Here is a 15,373-nt window from a genome sequence, read left to right as displayed (position 1 = left end):
TTCCGCACCGGTCACATCTCCGCGCCGTGCTCGTCGATCGCGTCGGCCGCGATCGAACGTCCCCTGGCGTTCAGCTCCACCTCGTGGCGGATCCGCACCTCGTCTAAGACGTCGTGATCGATCAGCCGGACGAACAGCTCTTCGACCTGGTCGACGTCGATCCCGAGAAACTGCGGGATGTCGAACGGCGAGACGCCGGAGTACAGCGCCATCAGTACCTGTTTGTCCTGTTGGGAGAGATCCAGCGACGTCTCGGTCTGTTCTTCGCCGATGCGCAAGAGCGAACTCAGGACGCCCACCGGCCGTTCGGGGCCGGAGATGTACGTCTGAACGCTCGTCGATTCGTCGGAGTGTTCGACCTCGACGACCTTGCGCTGCTCCTCTCTAACCGTTCGCCGCCCGATCGCGATGTCGCCGATGTCGTCGAGCGGGATCTCGACGAACGTGCCGGTGACCGTCGCGATGTTCACCGCCTGCGCCTCCGCGTCGGCGTCCCCCTCGACTGCGATCCGCCCGCCGACCCACTCGGTGTTCTGCACGACGCCGCCCTCGACGGCGGGGTGACGGACGAGAAACTGCGTCGAGGAGAGGATCGCGTCGTAGAGGTCCGTCTTGAACTCCTCGAACTCCGCCGGGGCGACGAGGATGACGTCCTCGCCGTCGTCGAACTGAAGCGCGAGGTAGTCGGCGACGGTCGCGACGCGCTGGTTGACGTCGAAGCGGCCGCCGATGTGGTCGATCTCCGAGAGCGGGAACGTCCGCTTGCCACCCGTGCCCGCCAGCACGATCCGGCGGTTCGAGAGCAGGATGCGGCCGTTCGTCCACGCGGCGTCGTTCCGCTCGCGGCCGTTGCGGAGCGCCTGCAGGAACCGCCCGCGCGAGTCCGCGATCTTCGTTTCGCCTGGTTTCACGGCTGCCTCACCTCCGGGATCGCGACGTCTCCTTCTTCGCCGTGTCGCGGTAGATCCTGAGCCGCTTCTCCACCGGCTCGAACCGGTCCCGACACGAGGAGGGCACGGTTTCGGTCATCCCGATCGTCAGGTACCCGCCGGGCTCGACGGCCGAGCCGAGCGTCTCGAAGATGGCCTCCTTGGCCCCCTTGTTGATGTAGATGAACAGGTTCCGACAGACGACGAGATCGAACGTCCGCGGCGGATTCTCCTGGACCAGATCGTGTCTCCGGAACGAGACGAGATCGCGGACCTCGTCGGTGACGCTGTAGGTGTCGCCGTCCCGCTCGACGTACCGCTCGCTGTCGGCCAGCGGTTCGAGTTGCTCTTCGAGGTCGTTCGTCTCCGAGGCGTGATACTCCCCGCGTCGCGCCGCGCGGAGGATCTCGGGCTTGATGTCGGTCCCGAGAATCTCGACTCGGCCGTCGTCGATCCGGTCGTCGTCGAGCGCGAGCATCGCCGCCGAGTACGCCTCGCGGCCGTCCGAACAGGCGGCGCTCCAGATCCGCGTCCGGCCGCTCTCGCTCAGTTCCGCGATGATCTCTCTGAGCCCCTCCCAGACCTCCGGGTTCCTGAAGAAACTCGTGACGTTGACGCTGAGGGCGTTCAAAAGCGCCTCCCGTTCCTCCTCGTCCTCCCGGAGTAGCGCCTGGTAAGCGCCGTACTCTTCGACGTCCCGACGCCGCATCCGCGCTGAGATCCGTCGATCGAGGTACGACCGGTTGTACGAACTCGTCGCGAAGGACAGCGACGACTCGACGAACTCCAGCAGTTCGTCGAACCCGTCCGTCCCGTCCGTGTCGGTTCCGAGGGCCATCAGTCGGCGGCCCCCTCGGCCTCGGAACCGTCGTCCTCCGGCGGCGCCCACTGCCGACGCGCCTGTTTGCCCTCGTCGGGGATCGGCAGGGAGTTGACGTCCAGGATCGGGACGACGTTGCCGTCGCCGACGACGGCGGTCCCCGAGAGCCCGTCGGTCCCTCGGAGCGGCCCCTGCAACGGCGTGACGACGACCTCCTCCTGTCGCGAGACGCCGTCGCAGCGGAGTGCGACCTGTCGGTCCGCGGGTCGGACTCGGACGATCATCCCCGAATCGGCGCGCGCGGAGCCGAGTTCGAGCGCTTCGCGAAGTCGGATCAGCGGGAAGATCTTCTCCTCGTGGACGATCACTTCGGCGCCGTCGACCCGCTGGATCCGCGTCTGCTGGGAGATCTCGTCGATGTACTTGATCGGGACGCCGAACTCCCGGCCGCCGATCTGGACGAACAGCACCTTGATGATCGCGACCGACACGGGGAGCCGGATCGAGATCTCGGTTCCCTCCCCCAGCGTGCTGTCGACGTTCACCGACCCGTCGAGAGACTCGACCGTCGTCTTGACGACGTCCATCCCGACGCCGCGCCCGCTGACGTCGGTGATCTCCTCGTTGGTCGAGAAGCCGGGGTGGAAGATGTACTCGTAGATCTCCTCGTCGGGCAGCTCAGCCAGCTCCTCGCGCGGGCGGATCCCCTTCTCGGCGGCCTTCTCTCTGATCACGTCGGCGTCGATGCCGGCCCCGTCGTCCTCGACGGTGATGACGACCGTGTCGTGTTCGCGCTCGGCGCGCAACTCGACCGACCCGGTCTTGGACTTGCCGGCGGCCGCCCGCTCTTCGGGCGGTTCGATGCCGTGGTCGACGGCGTTTCTGAGCACGTGCATCAGCGGGTCGGAGATCTCGTCGAGGATCGTCCGGTCGAGTTCGATGTCCTGGCCCTCGACGGAGAAGCTGACTCGCTTTTCCTCCTCTCGGGCGAGGTCGCGGACTAGCCGCGGGAACTTGTCGAACACCTTCTTCAGCGGGATCAGCCGCATGTCCATCACCGTGTCTTGGAGGTTCGAGGAGATCTTGTCGAGTTCGTCGAGGGTGTCTCTCCCCGCGGTCTCGTCCTCGCCGACCGCCTGCCGGAGCTTGATCCGGCTCGTGACCAGCTGTTCGACGAGGCTGTGGAGTTCGTCCAGTTGGTCGACGTCGACCCGGACGGACTTCACCTCCGAGATCGACGGCGTCTCGTCCGTGCTGCTGTCGTCGTCCGCGTCGTCACCGTTGGAACGCTTCTTCTCGTCGCTGTCGGCATTTCCGCTTCCGTCGCTGTCGGCATTTCCGCTTCCGTCGCTGTCGGCATTCCCGCTTCCGTCGCTGCCGCCGGAGTCCGGTCGCTCGTCACGACCACCGGACCGCTGGCCGTCGCTGGTGTCGCTGCTCACCTCCTCAGCGTCATCTCCGACGCTCGGAGCCGCCTCACTGTCGTCGCCTGAACCGCTCTCTGCGACGTCGGTATCGGGGTCGGTTCCGACGGCTTCGGTGTCGCTGCCACCTGCGTCCGTGCCGCCGGTCGACGCGCCGCCGGAGGTGTAGGCGTCGACGACCGCGTCGACCGCGGCCGCAGCGGAATCGGCGTCGACGTCGCCGGTCGTCGCTTCGGGGTCTTCGGCTCCCGAACCCTCGCTCGCGTCGGTCGTTGTTTCCGCCGTCGTTTCGGGCTCACCCGTCCCGCGCTCGCCGGTGGGTCCGCTCTCGACGAGCGAGGAGACGTCCGTCAGCGTCACCGACTCGACCTTCCAGAGGTCTTCGAGGAGCGGTTCGAGTTCCAGTTCGGGGACGTCCGCGACGAAGACGACGAAGTCCTCGTCGAACTCGCCCTCCTCGATCTCTTCTACGGCCGGCTCGGCCCCGACCACCGCGAGGTCGTCCGGGAGACCGCCGACGAAGAGCCCCGCGTCGACGCCCTTCATATCGCCCGCGTCGAGTTCGATCCTCGCGTGGAAGAGCTCGTCCGCGTCCGCGACTTCCGGGTCGTCGAGGTCGAGCACGTCGGCGGCGAGGTCGAGCGCCTCACCGTCGGCGTTTGCGTCCGCTCCGGCCGCCGCATTCTCCGCGTCGGCCTCCCCCCGCCGTCCGCGTCGGCACCGGCCTCCGCGTCCGGTGATGCGGCCGCGCGGATCTCCTCGACGAGGTCGCTCGGATCCCGCTGTGACTCCCCCTCGGCCTCGATCTCGTGGAGGATGTCGAGGATCTCGTCCATCCCGTCGAAGACGAGGTCCATCCGCTCGTGGGTGACCTCGATCTCCCCGTTCCGGACCGCGTCGAGCAGATCCTCGACGGAGTGGGCGACCTTCGCGGCGTTGTCGAACCCCATCGCGCCGAAGTTCCCCTTCAGCGTGTGGGCCTGTCGGAAGATGTCGTCGATCGCTTCCGTGTTCTCCGGGTTCGACTCCAGGTCCAGAAGCGAGTTGTTCAACTGCGTGATGCTCTCTTCGGACTCGGTGATGAATTCCTGGTAGAGTTCGTCGTCCATCTGTCACTCCTCCGCGAAGTACCGCAGTGCGTTCTCGGCGATCTCTTCGGCGGGCGCGACGACGTCGACGCAGCCCGTCTCGATCGCCCGACGCGGCATCCCGAAGATCGCCGACGTCGCCTCGTCCTGGGCGATGGTGTGACCGCCGCCGCGGTCGATGCGCTCCATCCCGTCGACGCCGTCGCGACCCATCCCGGTGAGCAGGATCCCGCACAGCGAGTCGGAGACGGTCTCGACGGCCGACGCCATCGTGAGATCGATCGCCGGGCGGACGCCGTGGATCGGTTCGGTGTCGGTCAGTTCGAGTTTCAGTCGACCGCTCCGGTCGCCCGTGGCGAGGAGGTGGGTGCCCCCCGGGGCGACCCGGGCCTCTCCGGCCTCGATCCGCTCGCCCGACTTGGCCTCGCGGACGGCGTACGCCGACCGTTCGTCGAGTCGCGTGGCGAACCGCGAGGTGAAGCCCTCGGGCATGTGCTGGACGACCAGGACGCGGAGGTTCGCCGCTCGGGGAAGCCCGGCGAGGACGCGCTCGACGACGTTCGGTCCGCCGGTCGACGCGCCCACGACGAGGGTTCCGACGTCCGGGTAGGTTCGCCCGGAGTCGGCCTCCGCCGTCGACGCCGCCCCGGTGTCGGGCGCCGGGCGGTCCGTCGTCCCGGACTGCCCGGTCGACGACGGCCGCGTCTCGCTCGCGGCGTTCGTCGCCGAACTGCCGGCCTCGGATCCCACAGTCGCCCCGGATGCTCCCGCGCCGCCCGCGTCACCGCGCCGCTCACGCGTCGCCGCCCGAGCGTTCGCCGAGAGGTCCACCCGGGCGGCGGATTCGACCTTCTCGACGAGTTCCTTCTTGACGCGCGGCATCGACGAGGTGACCTCGCCGCCGGGCTTGGTCACGAAGTCGACCGCGCCCCGATCCAGGGCCTCGAACGTCACGTCGGCGTCCTCCTCGGCGTGCGCCGAGAGCATCAGCACGGGGGTCGGGTGGCCGTCCATGATCGCGTCGACGGCTTCGAGGCCGTTCATCGTCGGCATCTCGATGTCCATCGTCACGACGTCGGGGTCGTGTTCGCGCACGGTCTCGAGTGCGGCCGACCCGTCTTTCGCCTCGCCGACGACCTCGATACCGCCCTCTTCGAGCAGACTCCGGATGAGCGTCCGCATGAACCGCGAATCGTCGACGATGACCGCCCGCGTTCGATCGCCGCCGCCGCCCGGTTCAGAGGCCGCACTCATCGCCCGCCGCTCCCGTCTTCGTCGCCGTCGCCCCACCGATCGACGGCGTGTTCGTACCCGCTCATCTCTATCGACGCTTCCTGACTGGGGGACTTAAGCGCTCGCCGGCGAGAATCAGCCGTGATAATAGCGTGCGTACATTTATTGCCGGTCTCGCCGCCAGCACGACGTAGCAACCGGTGACCCTCGTCGGGGTCGCCGGCGACGCCACTATGTCACAGGAACAACCCGTGGCGGCGGGCGCGTCCGACCCCGCCGCGACAGACGACGGCGACGCCACCGCCCGCCAGATGCAGGTGCTCGAATTCGAGCTCGGGGGCGAGACGTACTGCGTCGACATCGACTACGTCTCCGAAATCGTCGATCGCGGATCGCTCACGTCGGTTCCGAACGCCCCCGAGTTCGTCGAGGGCGTGATGGACCTCCGCGGACGAACCACGTCGATCGTCAACCCGAAGACGCTTTTGAACGTCGGCGAAACCGGCGAGGCCAGCCGTATCGTGATTTTCGACGCGAAACAGTTCGAGGACGAGGCCGCGATCGGCTGGCTCGTCGACGAGGTCGATCAGGTCCTCCGCGTCTCGATGGACGACGTCGAGGACCCGCCGATGGAGCGCAGCGACTTCATCGAGGGAATCGTCCGACGGGAAGACGAACTCGTCGTCTGGATCTCCCCCACGAAGACGGAGAGCGCGGCGTAGCCCGCTCTGTGCCTCGGGTTTCGTAGCGTCGGACGGTCGTCGCCCCGCCTAGGTCGAAGCGGGCCTCGTCCCCCTCGCGCTCGCGGCGACGAGGAAGCCGCCGACGACGAACCCGCCGGCGACGACGAACGCGGGAAGGTAGCCGACCCAGTCGGCGATCGACCCCCCGAACACGCTCCCGACACCGCCGCCGAGGCTTCCGACCGCCGTGTAGACCCCGAGCGCTTCCGCCCGGACCGAATCGGGAGCCAGTCTCGAAACGAGTCCGGTCGCGGTCACCGCGATGACGGCCCAGGAGGCGCCGATGGCCAGGAAGAGCGCGCCGACGGCGATCAGACCGGCGGGCGGGGCGACGGCGGCGCCGACGACGGCGACGATCGGGAACGACCCGGCTCGAAAGAGCAGCGCGCCGGCCTGCAGACGGAAGGGGTCGTACTTCGAGGCGGCCGTCCCGGCGCTGGCGTACGCCGCGGCCGACGCCGCGGCGCTCAGGATGAACAGGCCGAACACCTCGTCGGTCGCGTACCCGGAGTCGACGAGGTACGCCGGAAGCGGTCCGAAGAACGCCGAGAAGCCGGCGAAGAAGACGACGGCCCCGAGGAGATATCTGAGCAGCGCCCCCGAAAAGCGGGTCCGGAGCCGGGAGAGGACGTCCCGGCCCGAGCGGCGTGAACCGCCGGTCCGGCCGATTCCGAGGTCGCGGAGTCCCCAGAGGATCCGTCCGGGACTGAACGGGACCGCCCACGTGGCCCGCGTGGTCGTCCCGCCGGCGGAACGGACTCGGCTCGAAAGCCGCCTGAACCGCTGGTCTGAGAGCGTCGCCGGTTCTGGATACCGGAGCAGCACGACGGCGACGCCGCCGAGCGCGACGACGGCGCTGAGCACGAAGAACAGCCGCTTCGCGGCGAGCGCCTCAATTCCGAACTGCGCGCCGGCGACGGTCGACCAGACGCCGCCGGCGACGAGTCCGGCCAGCCAGCCGTAGCCCTGGTAGTGGTTCAGCAGTCCGAACCGCTGTGTCCACCGCGCGGGGTCGAACCCCTCGACGACGATGACGTTCAGGACCGGAGCGGCGGCGGCGACGACGAACCACAGCGCCGCGTTCGCGAGCAGTACCGTCCACGGCGAGGCGAGAAACGGGAGGAGGAGGAACACGCCCGCCGCGAGTCCGAGCGCGACCAGGACGAAGGGCCGGCGGCGTCGCGTCCGCGTCACCAGCCGCCCCCAGAGGATCGCCCCGGGAACCCCGGCGAAGGCGGCCGTCGCCGCGATCAGGCTGACCACGAGCGCCCCGGCACCGAGGTCGATGGCGTAGAGGGGCACGAGAAGCGACGCCGCGCCGACCGCCGCGTACCCGAGTGCCCACCCGTAGAGCCACCCATCGGCGTCCGGCGGACCGTGGCCGGTGACGTTCGTTCTACCACCGTCTGTGCTACCGGTCCTGCCGCCGTCGGTGGCGTCAGTGCCACTGGGCTTGTCGCCGTCGGTGACGTCGGTGTCACTGGATTCGTCGCCGCCGTCGCCGCCGGTGGCGGCCCGTTCCGGCGGCGACCCGACACCCCCGGTGCCGCTCGGTCCCCCGGTTTCGCGCCCGTTTCCCCTCACGTCCGCCGCGACGACCGGACGACGTATAGGTATTGGTGGTCCGTCAAGGCTCGTCCCCGCCGTCAGGGATCGAACCCTGCGCCCCCGTCGGCGTCGGGGCCGAACAGCAGATCGAACGCCGGGTGCTTGTGGAGCACCGTTCCGCAGTCCCGACAGCGCGTGCGGACCGCCCGGTCGGCGCCCCAGAAGTCCGAGCGCAACACGGCGGTCCCGTCGCGGACGCCGTAGTGTCCGCCCGCGGTCGCGACGTGATCGAACTCGCGGCCGCCGCAGGCCGGGCACGCGTCGTCCATCCCCTCCCACTCGCCTCTCTCGACGCCGGTGATCGTGAACGATCGGTCGTCGCCGACGACGCGGAGCGTCCGTGTCATCGAGGGGTGTGGTCTCGCCTTCGTATATGTACCTGCGGACTCGCCACCACCGTCCGACCGGGTGTTCGCTACCGCCGTCGGACTGGACGCTTGCTACCGCCGTCCGACCGGGTGTTCGAGCGCCCACGCGTCCGCCAGCGCGGCGGCCCTGTCGTCGGTCCCGCGTTCGGTCAGGAGTCCGACGTGGTAGAGCTGCGCCTTGTACTGGAAGTGGATCCCCGTCTTGTACACGCCCGGATCGTCGAGCGCCTCCGCTCGAAGGGCCCCATCGCGTTCGAGCACGGCGTCGCGGCCGCCCTCGGTGAAGAACACCTCGACGGCCAGCGGGCGGTTGATCTCGCAGGCCGCCGCCGCGACCTGCGGGAGCGTCGCCGGCCGGACGCCGTCGGCGTGGAGCCGCTCCAGCGCCTCGACGACGAGCCGCGTCGGCTCGTACCCCATCGTCACGCTCCGGGCGAGTTGTGCCCAGCGCGGCGCGAGTTCGGTGAAGCGGATCGACCGTCCCGTCCACGAATCGAAGCGGGCGAGCGCCGACTCGACGCTCCCGCACTCCGCGCGTGCGAAGCGGACGACCTCGCGACCGAGGTGCGTGAGCCGGTCGGCGCCGCGGCCCTCAACGAGCCCGAGGAGGACCGCGCCCCGGCGGCCGTCGCCCGCGAGCCGGATGACGTGCTCCTCGTAGGCCGCGTCGGTGTCGTCGTCGGCCGCGATCGCGAGGGGGTAGCCGAGGTAGTTCTTCGGGTGGTTCACCGGGAAGCTCCCGTCGGTCAACTGGTGGGTGCGCGCCCGGAACCGGATCGCCTCCACGCCCGTGGAGAACTCGCCCGCGCCGGTCACGCGCGGCGGTTCGAGGACCGTCGCGGTCTCGACACCCTCGACGCCGACGACGCCGACGTTCAGTTCGCGCGCCAGCGACCGCGCCGTCTCGGTGACGCTCGTCGCGGGCGCGGCGACGTAGCCGAGGTTCACCTCCGAGAGGCGGGCGTGCGCCTGCTCGATGCCGCGGGCGACGTCGACGGTCCCGCTCTCGCGGCGGCCCTTCGCCTCGACGGCGACGACGGGCGCGCTCGCGACGGACCCGTCGAGTACCTCGCCGGCCGGCGGGCCGACGCCGAGCAGGTCGGGCTCGCCCGATTCGAGCCGGATCGAGTTGAAGGGTCGGAGCCGCTCGCGGACGTCGTCGGGGACGGGCCACTCGCCCCACGAATCGGCCGTGAACTGCGTCTCCGTGACGGCGTACTGGTCGTCTCGGGTTTCGAGGTCGGGGTAGAGCGCGTCCTTCGCGGCGGCGAGCACCGCGGGCTCTGCGAGCGTCGCCATCGGGGAGCCGTTTGCGGCGCGGTCACTTAACTGTCGGACGGCGATTCGCGAGCACCCGAACGATTCAAGATTGCGGGGCGAACAACGTACGCCAACCCGATCCGTATGCGCCAATATCTCGACCTCGTCACCGACGTCCTCGAAACCGGGGGACACAAGCCGAACCGCACGGGCGTGGACACCATCTCGGCCTTCAGCCGCCACTACGAAGTCGACCTCTCGGAGGGCTTCCCGCTTCTCACCACGAAGGACCTCTCGGGGGGCGGTGGAACTCGCTGATCCACGAGTTCGTCTGGTACCTCTCCGGCGAGGAACACATCCGGAACCTCCGCGAGGAGACCGGTATCTGGGACGCCTGGGCCGACGAGGAGGGCCACCTCGACACCGCCTACGGGCGCTTCTGGCGGCGGTACCCCGTCCCCGAGGAGGGGCTCCCGGGCGAATCCTGGCCCGAGGACGAGCACCGCTGGATGAACGACGAGGGGACGTTCGACCAGATTCAGTACGTCCTCGATCAGTTGCGCGAGAACCCCAACTCCCGACGAATCGTCGTCAACGCGTGGCACCCGGCGAACGCCGCCGTCTCGACGTTGCCGCCGTGTCACTACACGTTCGTGCTCAACGTCCAGGGCGACGAGCTGAACGTCCACCTCCACCAGCGCTCCGGCGACGTCGCGCTCGGCATCCCGTTCAACATCGCGGCGTACTCGCTGCTTGCGACCGCCATCGCGCAGCGGACCGGGTTCGAACCGGGGAGCTTCGCGCACTCCGTCGTCGATTCGCACATCTACTGCGGGGCGGGCGAGCGCGGCGCGTGGTACGCCGACAACCTCGACGAGTTGCAGTCGCGGGTCGCGGCCGTCGAGGACCGATCCGGCTACCGGGAGGTCCGCGAGTGGCTCGAAGCGACAGCCCCGCCGGAGGCCGACGGCGAAGAGCGGTACGACCACGTGCCCGGGCTGCTCGAACAGTGCGCCCGCGAGCCCCGCGAGCGGCCCGCCATCGACGTCGCCGACGTCCCCCTGGACGAACTGTCCTTCGACGACGTCGAACTGTCGGGGTACGACCCCGCGCCGGGGATCAGGTTCGCGGTGGCCGAGTGATGACGGCGGAGCGGGACGCAGGGGTCGACGACGCGACCGTCGACACCGACCTCGAAATCGTCCTCGTCGCCGCCGTCGCGGAGAACGGCGTCATCGGCCGCGACGGCGGGATGCCGTGGCACTACTCGGAGGACCTGAAGCACTTCAAGCGGACGACGACCGGACACCCGGTGATCGTCGGTCGGAAGACCTACGAGACGGTCGTCGACGCCCTCGGCGAACCGTTCCCCGACCGGACGAGCGTCGTGCTCTCCTCGCGGTCGCTCGACCTTCCGGAGGGTGCGGTGCTCGCGAACTCCGTCGCAGATGCCCTCGAACGGGCCGAAGCCGACGCGGAGGAGCGGGGCGTCGAGACGGCGTACGTCGCGGGCGGCGGCCGCGTCTACGAGCAGTTCCTCCCCTACGCGACGCGACTCGTCCTCACCGAGATCGACGGCGCCTACGAGGGCGACACGCGCTTTCCGGTCTGGAACGACGAGGAGTGGATCGAAACGTCGCGTGAGTCCCACGACGAGTTCGACTTCGTGACGTACGAGCGCGTCGAGGAGTGATCGGTATGAGGCGGCCCGCCCTCGGTGCCCCCGACCGACCCCGGTGACGTCGGGGGTACGCTTTTGCGTCGCGCCGCCGAATTCCAAGCCGTATGAGCGCCACGTTCGAGGTGTACGAGGACCGCTCCGGGAAGTACCGCTGGCGACTCGTCCACGCAAACGGCAACATCATCGCCGACAGCGGCGAGGGATACGCGACGAAACAGAAGGCCAAACAGGGCGTCGAGAGCGTCAAGGAGAACGCGCCCGGGGCCGACGTCGTCGACGTCGACTCCTGAACACCGGCGACGCTGACTGGGGTTCCGGTAAAAACGTGTGCCGGTGGTGGCTTTATCCGTCCACGGGTCGGAGTGAGGGTAGATGAACCGAAACGACCAGCAGGCGTACGATCGGGGGACCTCGCTCTTCTCCCCGGACGGGCGCATCTACCAGGTCGAGTACGCTCGCGAAGCGGTCAAGCGCGGAGCCCCGAGTCTCGGTATCCGGACTGCAGAGGGCGTCGTGCTCGCCGCACAGCGGCGGACCAGTTCACCGCTGATGGAGGGCGAGAGCATCGAGAAGCTGCACAAACTCGACGACTTCCTCGGAGCGGCGTCGGCCGGCCACGTCGCGGACGCCCGCCGACTGATCGACGGGGCGCGGACGGCCGCCCAGCGGAACCGCCTGCGCTACGGCGAACCGCTCGGCGTCGAAACGCTCACCAAGACCCTCTCCGACGAGATCCAGGAGACGACGCAGTACGGCGGGACCCGGCCGTTCGGGGCCGCACTGCTGATCGCCGGGATGGACGATTCGGGATCGGAGCCCCGTCTCTACCAGACCGACCCCTCGGGCGCGCCACAGGAGTGGCGGGCGGTCGCGATCGGCTCGGGTCGTGACGACATCCAGGAGTTCCTCGAATCCAACTGGTCCGAGGACCTCTCGATCGACGACGGCGTCGAAATCGCGGTTCGGTCACTGCTGGAGTCCAACGACGACCTCGACGCCGAGAGCGTGACCGTTGCCACGGTCACGACGGACGGCTATCGGGTCGTTTCCGACGACGAAATCGCCGACGTGATCGACGAATACGGGTCGGCTGCCGACGCCGACGATACCGAGGACGACGCGTAGCTGACCCGCATTCGCGCCGTTCTGGGTTCGGGACACCACCGCACGGCGGGGGCAAAACGGAACCGTTTTACACATCCCGGCGATAGCAGGGAGTGCAAGATGGCTCCGTTGGTGTAGTCCGGCCAATCATCTTGCCCTCTCACGGCAAGGACCAGGGTTCGAATCCCTGACGGAGCACTCTTACCCCTTCGCTGTCCGGTGGTTTTCTGTAATTCCGACGCCCGTTTACTCCCATCCGAGGGCAAGCAAACGCGACGGGGCAATCGAACGTACCGCCGCCTTTCGGTCGGCGGACGAACGCCGGCACAGACGGCAGACAATCGCCGTCGGAAATCCGCACGTCGAGTCCACAGTCGTCGAGAACCGCTCCCGTGAGAAGTGTCTCGAAGCCCCGAGGCACTCACCTCGCCTGTTTGTAGCTTCGAGGTCCGAGGGACCGATGACGGAAACACCGTCGCCCGCCGCGGCGGTGGTCACCCGTCTCGGTGTAGTCGCGGATCACCGCGGCCTCGGCCTTCCGAACCAACTCGCCGGCCGTGCTCGTCGAACAGTCGAGCGTCGCTGCGACGTCGGCGATGGCGCCGTCCCGGGGCACGTCGTAGTACCCCACCTCCACGGCTGCGTCCAACGCGGCCCGCTGTCGGTCGGTGAGCCGTGACGCCGACCGCGTCCGTTCGAACGCGTGAACCCGATCGATCGTCGTCTCACCGAGGTCCGAGAGCAGCTCGTAGAACGCACTGAGCGCCGTGGCCTCGCCGACGGCCTCGAACCGGACCGCTCCGGTATCGAGAAAGACCACGGGGGGCACGAAGACGACCTCCGCGTCCGCGATCAGCTCCAGCAACTCCGCCGCAAGCTCGAACTCGTCCTGCCGGAGGAACGCGTACGTCCCGTCGGGACCCTCGACGAGGTCGTAGACGAGAAGCGAGTCGATAGCTCGGAGGGCCGCTGCCGCGGCGTTCGGAGGGCCGTCGAACCAGAGCAACGCCGTCGCCTCCGCCGTTGGACTCCACGTCAACAACTCGGCTCGGCTGATGGATTCGCGTTCGATGACCCCGCGGTGAAGCGGGTGAACGAACTCCGCGGGATAGGTCGCCGTGAACTGGACGCGTTTCATCCGCCGTCACGCGGGCTTCGTACAGTCGGCATTTCAATTCCCGGGTGTCCTTCGCCGGCAGTGTTCAAATAAGCGATTGCTGCCGGAACACCACCGCTGGGTGGGATTGAAAGGGGCCGCCGTCTCGACGAACCTGGACGACGTAAGGACCGCAGGACGGAGTCTGAGGACCGCAGCGAGTCCCGGGAGTCGAGACGGCGGGGGCTTTCGAGTACGTCTCACCGCCGATTCCACTTCTCTCGTTATCTGAACAGTACCTCCTTCGCCCCGTCGGGAAGCCGACACGAAAGAGAGCATACCCGCATCCATCGTAGCGTTTGCAAGTCTTCACCCACTCGATCACACGCCGTCGTGCGACCGAGCGTGTGAGCACGCACCCCGTTCCGGTTCGGCTTTCCCGTGCCTTCGAGAGCGTCAGTCGTAGCCCGCCAGGATCTCTGGGACGCTCTCCAACAGCGTTCGGAGGTGATCGGCGTCGTCGAGGACGCGTAACGTGGCGGTCGGGAGGGCCGACTCGAGGCGCCGAGCGCCAGCGATCGGCACGTTCGTGTCCAGCGCGCCGTGCCAGAGGCACACGTCTGCGTCGATCTCGTCGAACGGGACGTTCCAGTCGCCCCCAGCGTGCCGGAACTCGGTCACCACGCCGCGGCGGGACCGAGAGAGCGCCTCGACGAAGTCCGCCCGCACGACCTCGGCCGCACGCTCCGGGATCCCCTCCGTCGCGTCGCCCGCCGTATACTGGGAGACGACGAACGACGGCTCCCGGTGCCGCGCGAGCCACGCCTGGCCGCGGAAGAGCCCGCGGAGTAGGCGCGGCGTCGCCGCCGCCATCCCGCGGAGGAGCCGCTGTATCGCGGGCGGTTCCTCGGTCATCTCGGGAGGCACCGCGCCGCTGACGAGGTCGACGCGGTCGATCCTGTCCGACCGCGTCGCGGCCGCCGCGAGCGCGTACGGGGCACCGCCCGAGAACGCGACCGCCCCGGCGCTGTCGACGTCCGCATCGTCGAGGACGGCTGCGGCGCACTGCGCTCCGTCCCGGACGGTCCGACTCGGCCAGGGCGGGGACCGACCGTATCCCGGGCGATCGAATGCGAGCAAGCGAACGCCGCAGTCCGTCGCGGCGGCCTCGAACAGGCTCCCGAGACGGCGGGACCCCGGTGTGCCGTGAAACCAGACCACGGGCGTCCCGCTCGCCGGGCCGTATTCGGTGTAGGCGAGTTCGCCGGCGGTCGCCGACCGAACGGTCCGGACCGCTTCGTCGCCGCGGGTCGTCCCCGGTCGCGACGACCGTGATTTCTGCGTCGCCATCACTTCGAACGAGTGGCGCCGCTCGTGTGACAGTGGTGCCGGATCGGTCCGGCAGTATTTATACGAGCCGGCGTTCGACCGTCCGCGGCCGAGCGACGGTACCGGCCCGGCCCGTCCGCTTCGATCCGACGGACGAGCCACGGCAAGACCGCGGCGAAAATCGCCCTTCTACCCGCGCTGCCGACCGAACGTCGATACCGGGGGTGTCGGATTGTCGGTCTCCCGCGACGCTCGAAGACCGAAGGCGCTACGCGAACGGTCGGCGGACGTACGCGATGGGGTTTTGGCGGCGGCGATCCTACGCGACGCTATGTCGGAAATCGACGCCAGAGAGCTTCTGCCCAACGACCGCGTACAGCAGTCGGTCCGCGACGGGGACATCACGCAGTTGACCCGCGGCGCGAGCAACCGCTACGCCAGCGAGGGAGACACCTTCGAGATCGATGGCGAGACGTTCGTGGTGACGAGCGTCGAACGCCGAACGCTCGGTGAGTTCACCGACGCCGACGCACAGCGGGAGGGATCGGAGTCGCTGGCGGCGTACAAAGAACGGATGAAGCGGGTCCATCCCGGTAGCTTCGAGTGGGACGACAGCGACGAGGTCCTGACCTACCGGTTCGAGCGCCGGGAGTGATCGAAGGCTCGCAAACGCTACTAGGTTGCTCCGAC

Annotated in this window: 15 protein-coding genes, 1 tRNA gene and 1 pseudogene; 7 read left to right on the top strand and 10 right to left on the bottom strand. The window is 68.7% G+C overall.

Annotation, left to right across the window (positions count from 1 at the left end; all coding sequences use genetic code 11):
• Nucleotides 1-11: 11 nt before the first annotated feature.
• From DV707_RS10090 to cheB, 5 genes are read right to left on the bottom strand one after another with little or no spacing between them, the layout of a single operon-like run.
• Nucleotides 12-911 (bottom strand): CheF family chemotaxis protein, encoded by a 900-nt coding sequence (locus DV707_RS10090; protein WP_103991822.1) that lies wholly within the window; start codon nt 909-911, stop codon nt 12-14.
• Between the two features lie 7 nt (nt 912-918).
• Nucleotides 919-1,767 carry a CheR family methyltransferase gene (locus DV707_RS10085; RefSeq protein WP_103991823.1) on the bottom strand — a complete coding sequence of 283 codons (849 nt, stop codon included), beginning with the start codon at nt 1,765-1,767 and terminating at the stop codon, nt 919-921.
• Nucleotides 1,767-3,797: a chemotaxis protein CheA gene (locus tag DV707_RS10080; protein WP_240728552.1), complete on the bottom strand. Its 2,031-nt coding sequence runs from the start codon at nt 3,795-3,797 to the stop codon at nt 1,767-1,769. Before DV707_RS10080 ends, DV707_RS10085 begins: the two co-directional genes overlap by 1 nt.
• The gene (locus DV707_RS19400; RefSeq protein WP_240728551.1) at nt 3,716-4,282 is read right to left on the bottom strand and encodes an Hpt domain-containing protein; all 567 of its coding nucleotides are present in this window, start codon (nt 4,280-4,282) and stop codon (nt 3,716-3,718) included. The genes DV707_RS10080 and DV707_RS19400 overlap by 82 nt, the downstream gene beginning before the upstream one ends.
• 3 nt (nt 4,283-4,285) lie before the next feature.
• Nucleotides 4,286-5,515 carry a chemotaxis-specific protein-glutamate methyltransferase CheB gene (gene cheB, locus DV707_RS10075; RefSeq protein ID WP_103991825.1) on the bottom strand — a complete coding sequence of 410 codons (1,230 nt, stop codon included), beginning with the start codon at nt 5,513-5,515 and terminating at the stop codon, nt 4,286-4,288.
• Between the two features lie 212 nt (nt 5,516-5,727).
• Between cheB and DV707_RS10070 the strand changes: the two genes are divergently transcribed.
• Nucleotides 5,728-6,216 carry a chemotaxis protein CheW gene (locus DV707_RS10070; protein WP_103991995.1) on the top strand — a complete coding sequence of 163 codons (489 nt, stop codon included), beginning with the start codon at nt 5,728-5,730 and terminating at the stop codon, nt 6,214-6,216.
• Nucleotides 6,217-6,264: 48 nt separating this feature from the next.
• On the opposite strand, the gene DV707_RS10065 is transcribed toward DV707_RS10070, so the two are convergent.
• From DV707_RS10065 to DV707_RS10055, 3 genes are all read right to left on the bottom strand, one after another.
• Nucleotides 6,265-7,821 (bottom strand): MFS transporter, encoded by a 1,557-nt coding sequence (locus tag DV707_RS10065; RefSeq protein WP_235010775.1) that lies wholly within the window; start codon nt 7,819-7,821, stop codon nt 6,265-6,267.
• Nucleotides 7,822-7,883: 62 nt separating this feature from the next.
• A complete protein-coding gene (locus tag DV707_RS10060) occupies nt 7,884-8,192 on the bottom strand; it encodes a hypothetical protein (protein ID WP_103991826.1) in 309 nt (102 codons plus the stop codon).
• 93 nt (nt 8,193-8,285) lie between these two features.
• Nucleotides 8,286-9,512 carry a hypothetical protein gene (locus DV707_RS10055; RefSeq protein WP_103991827.1) on the bottom strand — a complete coding sequence of 409 codons (1,227 nt, stop codon included), beginning with the start codon at nt 9,510-9,512 and terminating at the stop codon, nt 8,286-8,288.
• 105 nt (nt 9,513-9,617) lie between these two features.
• Between DV707_RS10055 and thyA the strand changes: the two are divergent.
• The 5 genes and pseudogenes from thyA to DV707_RS10030 all read left to right on the top strand — a co-directional run bounded on the left by thyA (nt 9,618) and on the right by DV707_RS10030 (nt 12,456).
• A pseudogene (gene thyA, locus DV707_RS10050) lies at nt 9,618-10,615 on the top strand (thymidylate synthase).
• On the top strand, nt 10,615-11,166 hold the full coding sequence (locus DV707_RS10045; RefSeq protein WP_103991997.1) for a dihydrofolate reductase: 552 nt from the start codon (nt 10,615-10,617) through the stop codon (nt 11,164-11,166). Before thyA ends, DV707_RS10045 begins: the two are co-directional and overlap by 1 nt.
• A 92-nt stretch (nt 11,167-11,258) precedes the next feature.
• On the top strand, nt 11,259-11,444 hold the full coding sequence (locus tag DV707_RS10040) for an HVO_2922 family protein (RefSeq protein ID WP_103991829.1): 186 nt from the start codon (nt 11,259-11,261) through the stop codon (nt 11,442-11,444).
• Nucleotides 11,445-11,526: 82 nt separating this feature from the next.
• Nucleotides 11,527-12,279: an archaeal proteasome endopeptidase complex subunit alpha gene (psmA, locus tag DV707_RS10035; protein WP_103991830.1), complete on the top strand. Its 753-nt coding sequence runs from the start codon at nt 11,527-11,529 to the stop codon at nt 12,277-12,279.
• A 102-nt stretch (nt 12,280-12,381) separates the two neighbouring features.
• Nucleotides 12,382-12,456: transfer RNA gene (locus DV707_RS10030), tRNA-Glu, on the top strand.
• Nucleotides 12,457-12,679: 223 nt separating this feature from the next.
• Here the strand turns inward: DV707_RS10030 and DV707_RS10025 are convergent.
• Together DV707_RS10025 and DV707_RS10020 are read right to left on the bottom strand one after the other, a co-directional pair.
• On the bottom strand, nt 12,680-13,396 hold the full coding sequence (locus DV707_RS10025; RefSeq protein ID WP_103991831.1) for a helix-turn-helix domain-containing protein: 717 nt from the start codon (nt 13,394-13,396) through the stop codon (nt 12,680-12,682).
• A 414-nt stretch (nt 13,397-13,810) separates the two neighbouring features.
• Complete coding sequence (locus DV707_RS10020) at nt 13,811-14,704, bottom strand: alpha/beta fold hydrolase (protein ID WP_103991832.1); 894 nt, start codon at nt 14,702-14,704, stop codon at nt 13,811-13,813.
• Nucleotides 14,705-15,014: 310 nt separating this feature from the next.
• Between DV707_RS10020 and DV707_RS10015 the strand changes: the two genes are divergently transcribed.
• The gene (locus DV707_RS10015; protein WP_103991833.1) at nt 15,015-15,338 is read left to right on the top strand and encodes an ASCH domain-containing protein; all 324 of its coding nucleotides are present in this window, start codon (nt 15,015-15,017) and stop codon (nt 15,336-15,338) included.
• Nucleotides 15,339-15,373 lie beyond the last annotated feature (35 nt).

This window comes from Halobellus limi (genome assembly GCF_004799685.1).
In the GTDB taxonomy this organism is placed as follows: domain Archaea; phylum Halobacteriota; class Halobacteria; order Halobacteriales; family Haloferacaceae; genus Haloquadratum; species Haloquadratum limi.
Note: the sequence above shows the minus strand (reverse complement) of the source record. Positions and strands in the feature narration are given on the sequence as shown.

Coding starts and splice junctions, on each gene's coding strand:
- DV707_RS10085 (WP_103991823.1), bottom strand. CDS start 1,767: ATGGCCCTCGGAACCGACACGGACGGGACGGACGGGTTCGACGAACTG.
- DV707_RS19400 (WP_240728551.1), bottom strand. CDS start 4,282: ATGGACGACGAACTCTACCAGGAATTCATCACCGAGTCCGAAGAGAGC.
- cheB (WP_103991825.1), bottom strand. CDS start 5,515: ATGAGTGCGGCCTCTGAACCGGGCGGCGGCGGCGATCGAACGCGGGCG.
- DV707_RS10070 (WP_103991995.1), top strand. CDS start 5,728: ATGTCACAGGAACAACCCGTGGCGGCGGGCGCGTCCGACCCCGCCGCG.
- DV707_RS10060 (WP_103991826.1), bottom strand. CDS start 8,192: ATGACACGGACGCTCCGCGTCGTCGGCGACGACCGATCGTTCACGATC.
- DV707_RS10055 (WP_103991827.1), bottom strand. CDS start 9,512: ATGGCGACGCTCGCAGAGCCCGCGGTGCTCGCCGCCGCGAAGGACGCG.
- DV707_RS10045 (WP_103991997.1), top strand. CDS start 10,615: ATGACGGCGGAGCGGGACGCAGGGGTCGACGACGCGACCGTCGACACC.
- DV707_RS10040 (WP_103991829.1), top strand. CDS start 11,259: ATGAGCGCCACGTTCGAGGTGTACGAGGACCGCTCCGGGAAGTACCGC.
- psmA (WP_103991830.1), top strand. CDS start 11,527: ATGAACCGAAACGACCAGCAGGCGTACGATCGGGGGACCTCGCTCTTC.
- DV707_RS10025 (WP_103991831.1), bottom strand. CDS start 13,396: ATGAAACGCGTCCAGTTCACGGCGACCTATCCCGCGGAGTTCGTTCAC.
- DV707_RS10020 (WP_103991832.1), bottom strand. CDS start 14,704: ATGGCGACGCAGAAATCACGGTCGTCGCGACCGGGGACGACCCGCGGC.
- DV707_RS10015 (WP_103991833.1), top strand. CDS start 15,015: ATGTCGGAAATCGACGCCAGAGAGCTTCTGCCCAACGACCGCGTACAG.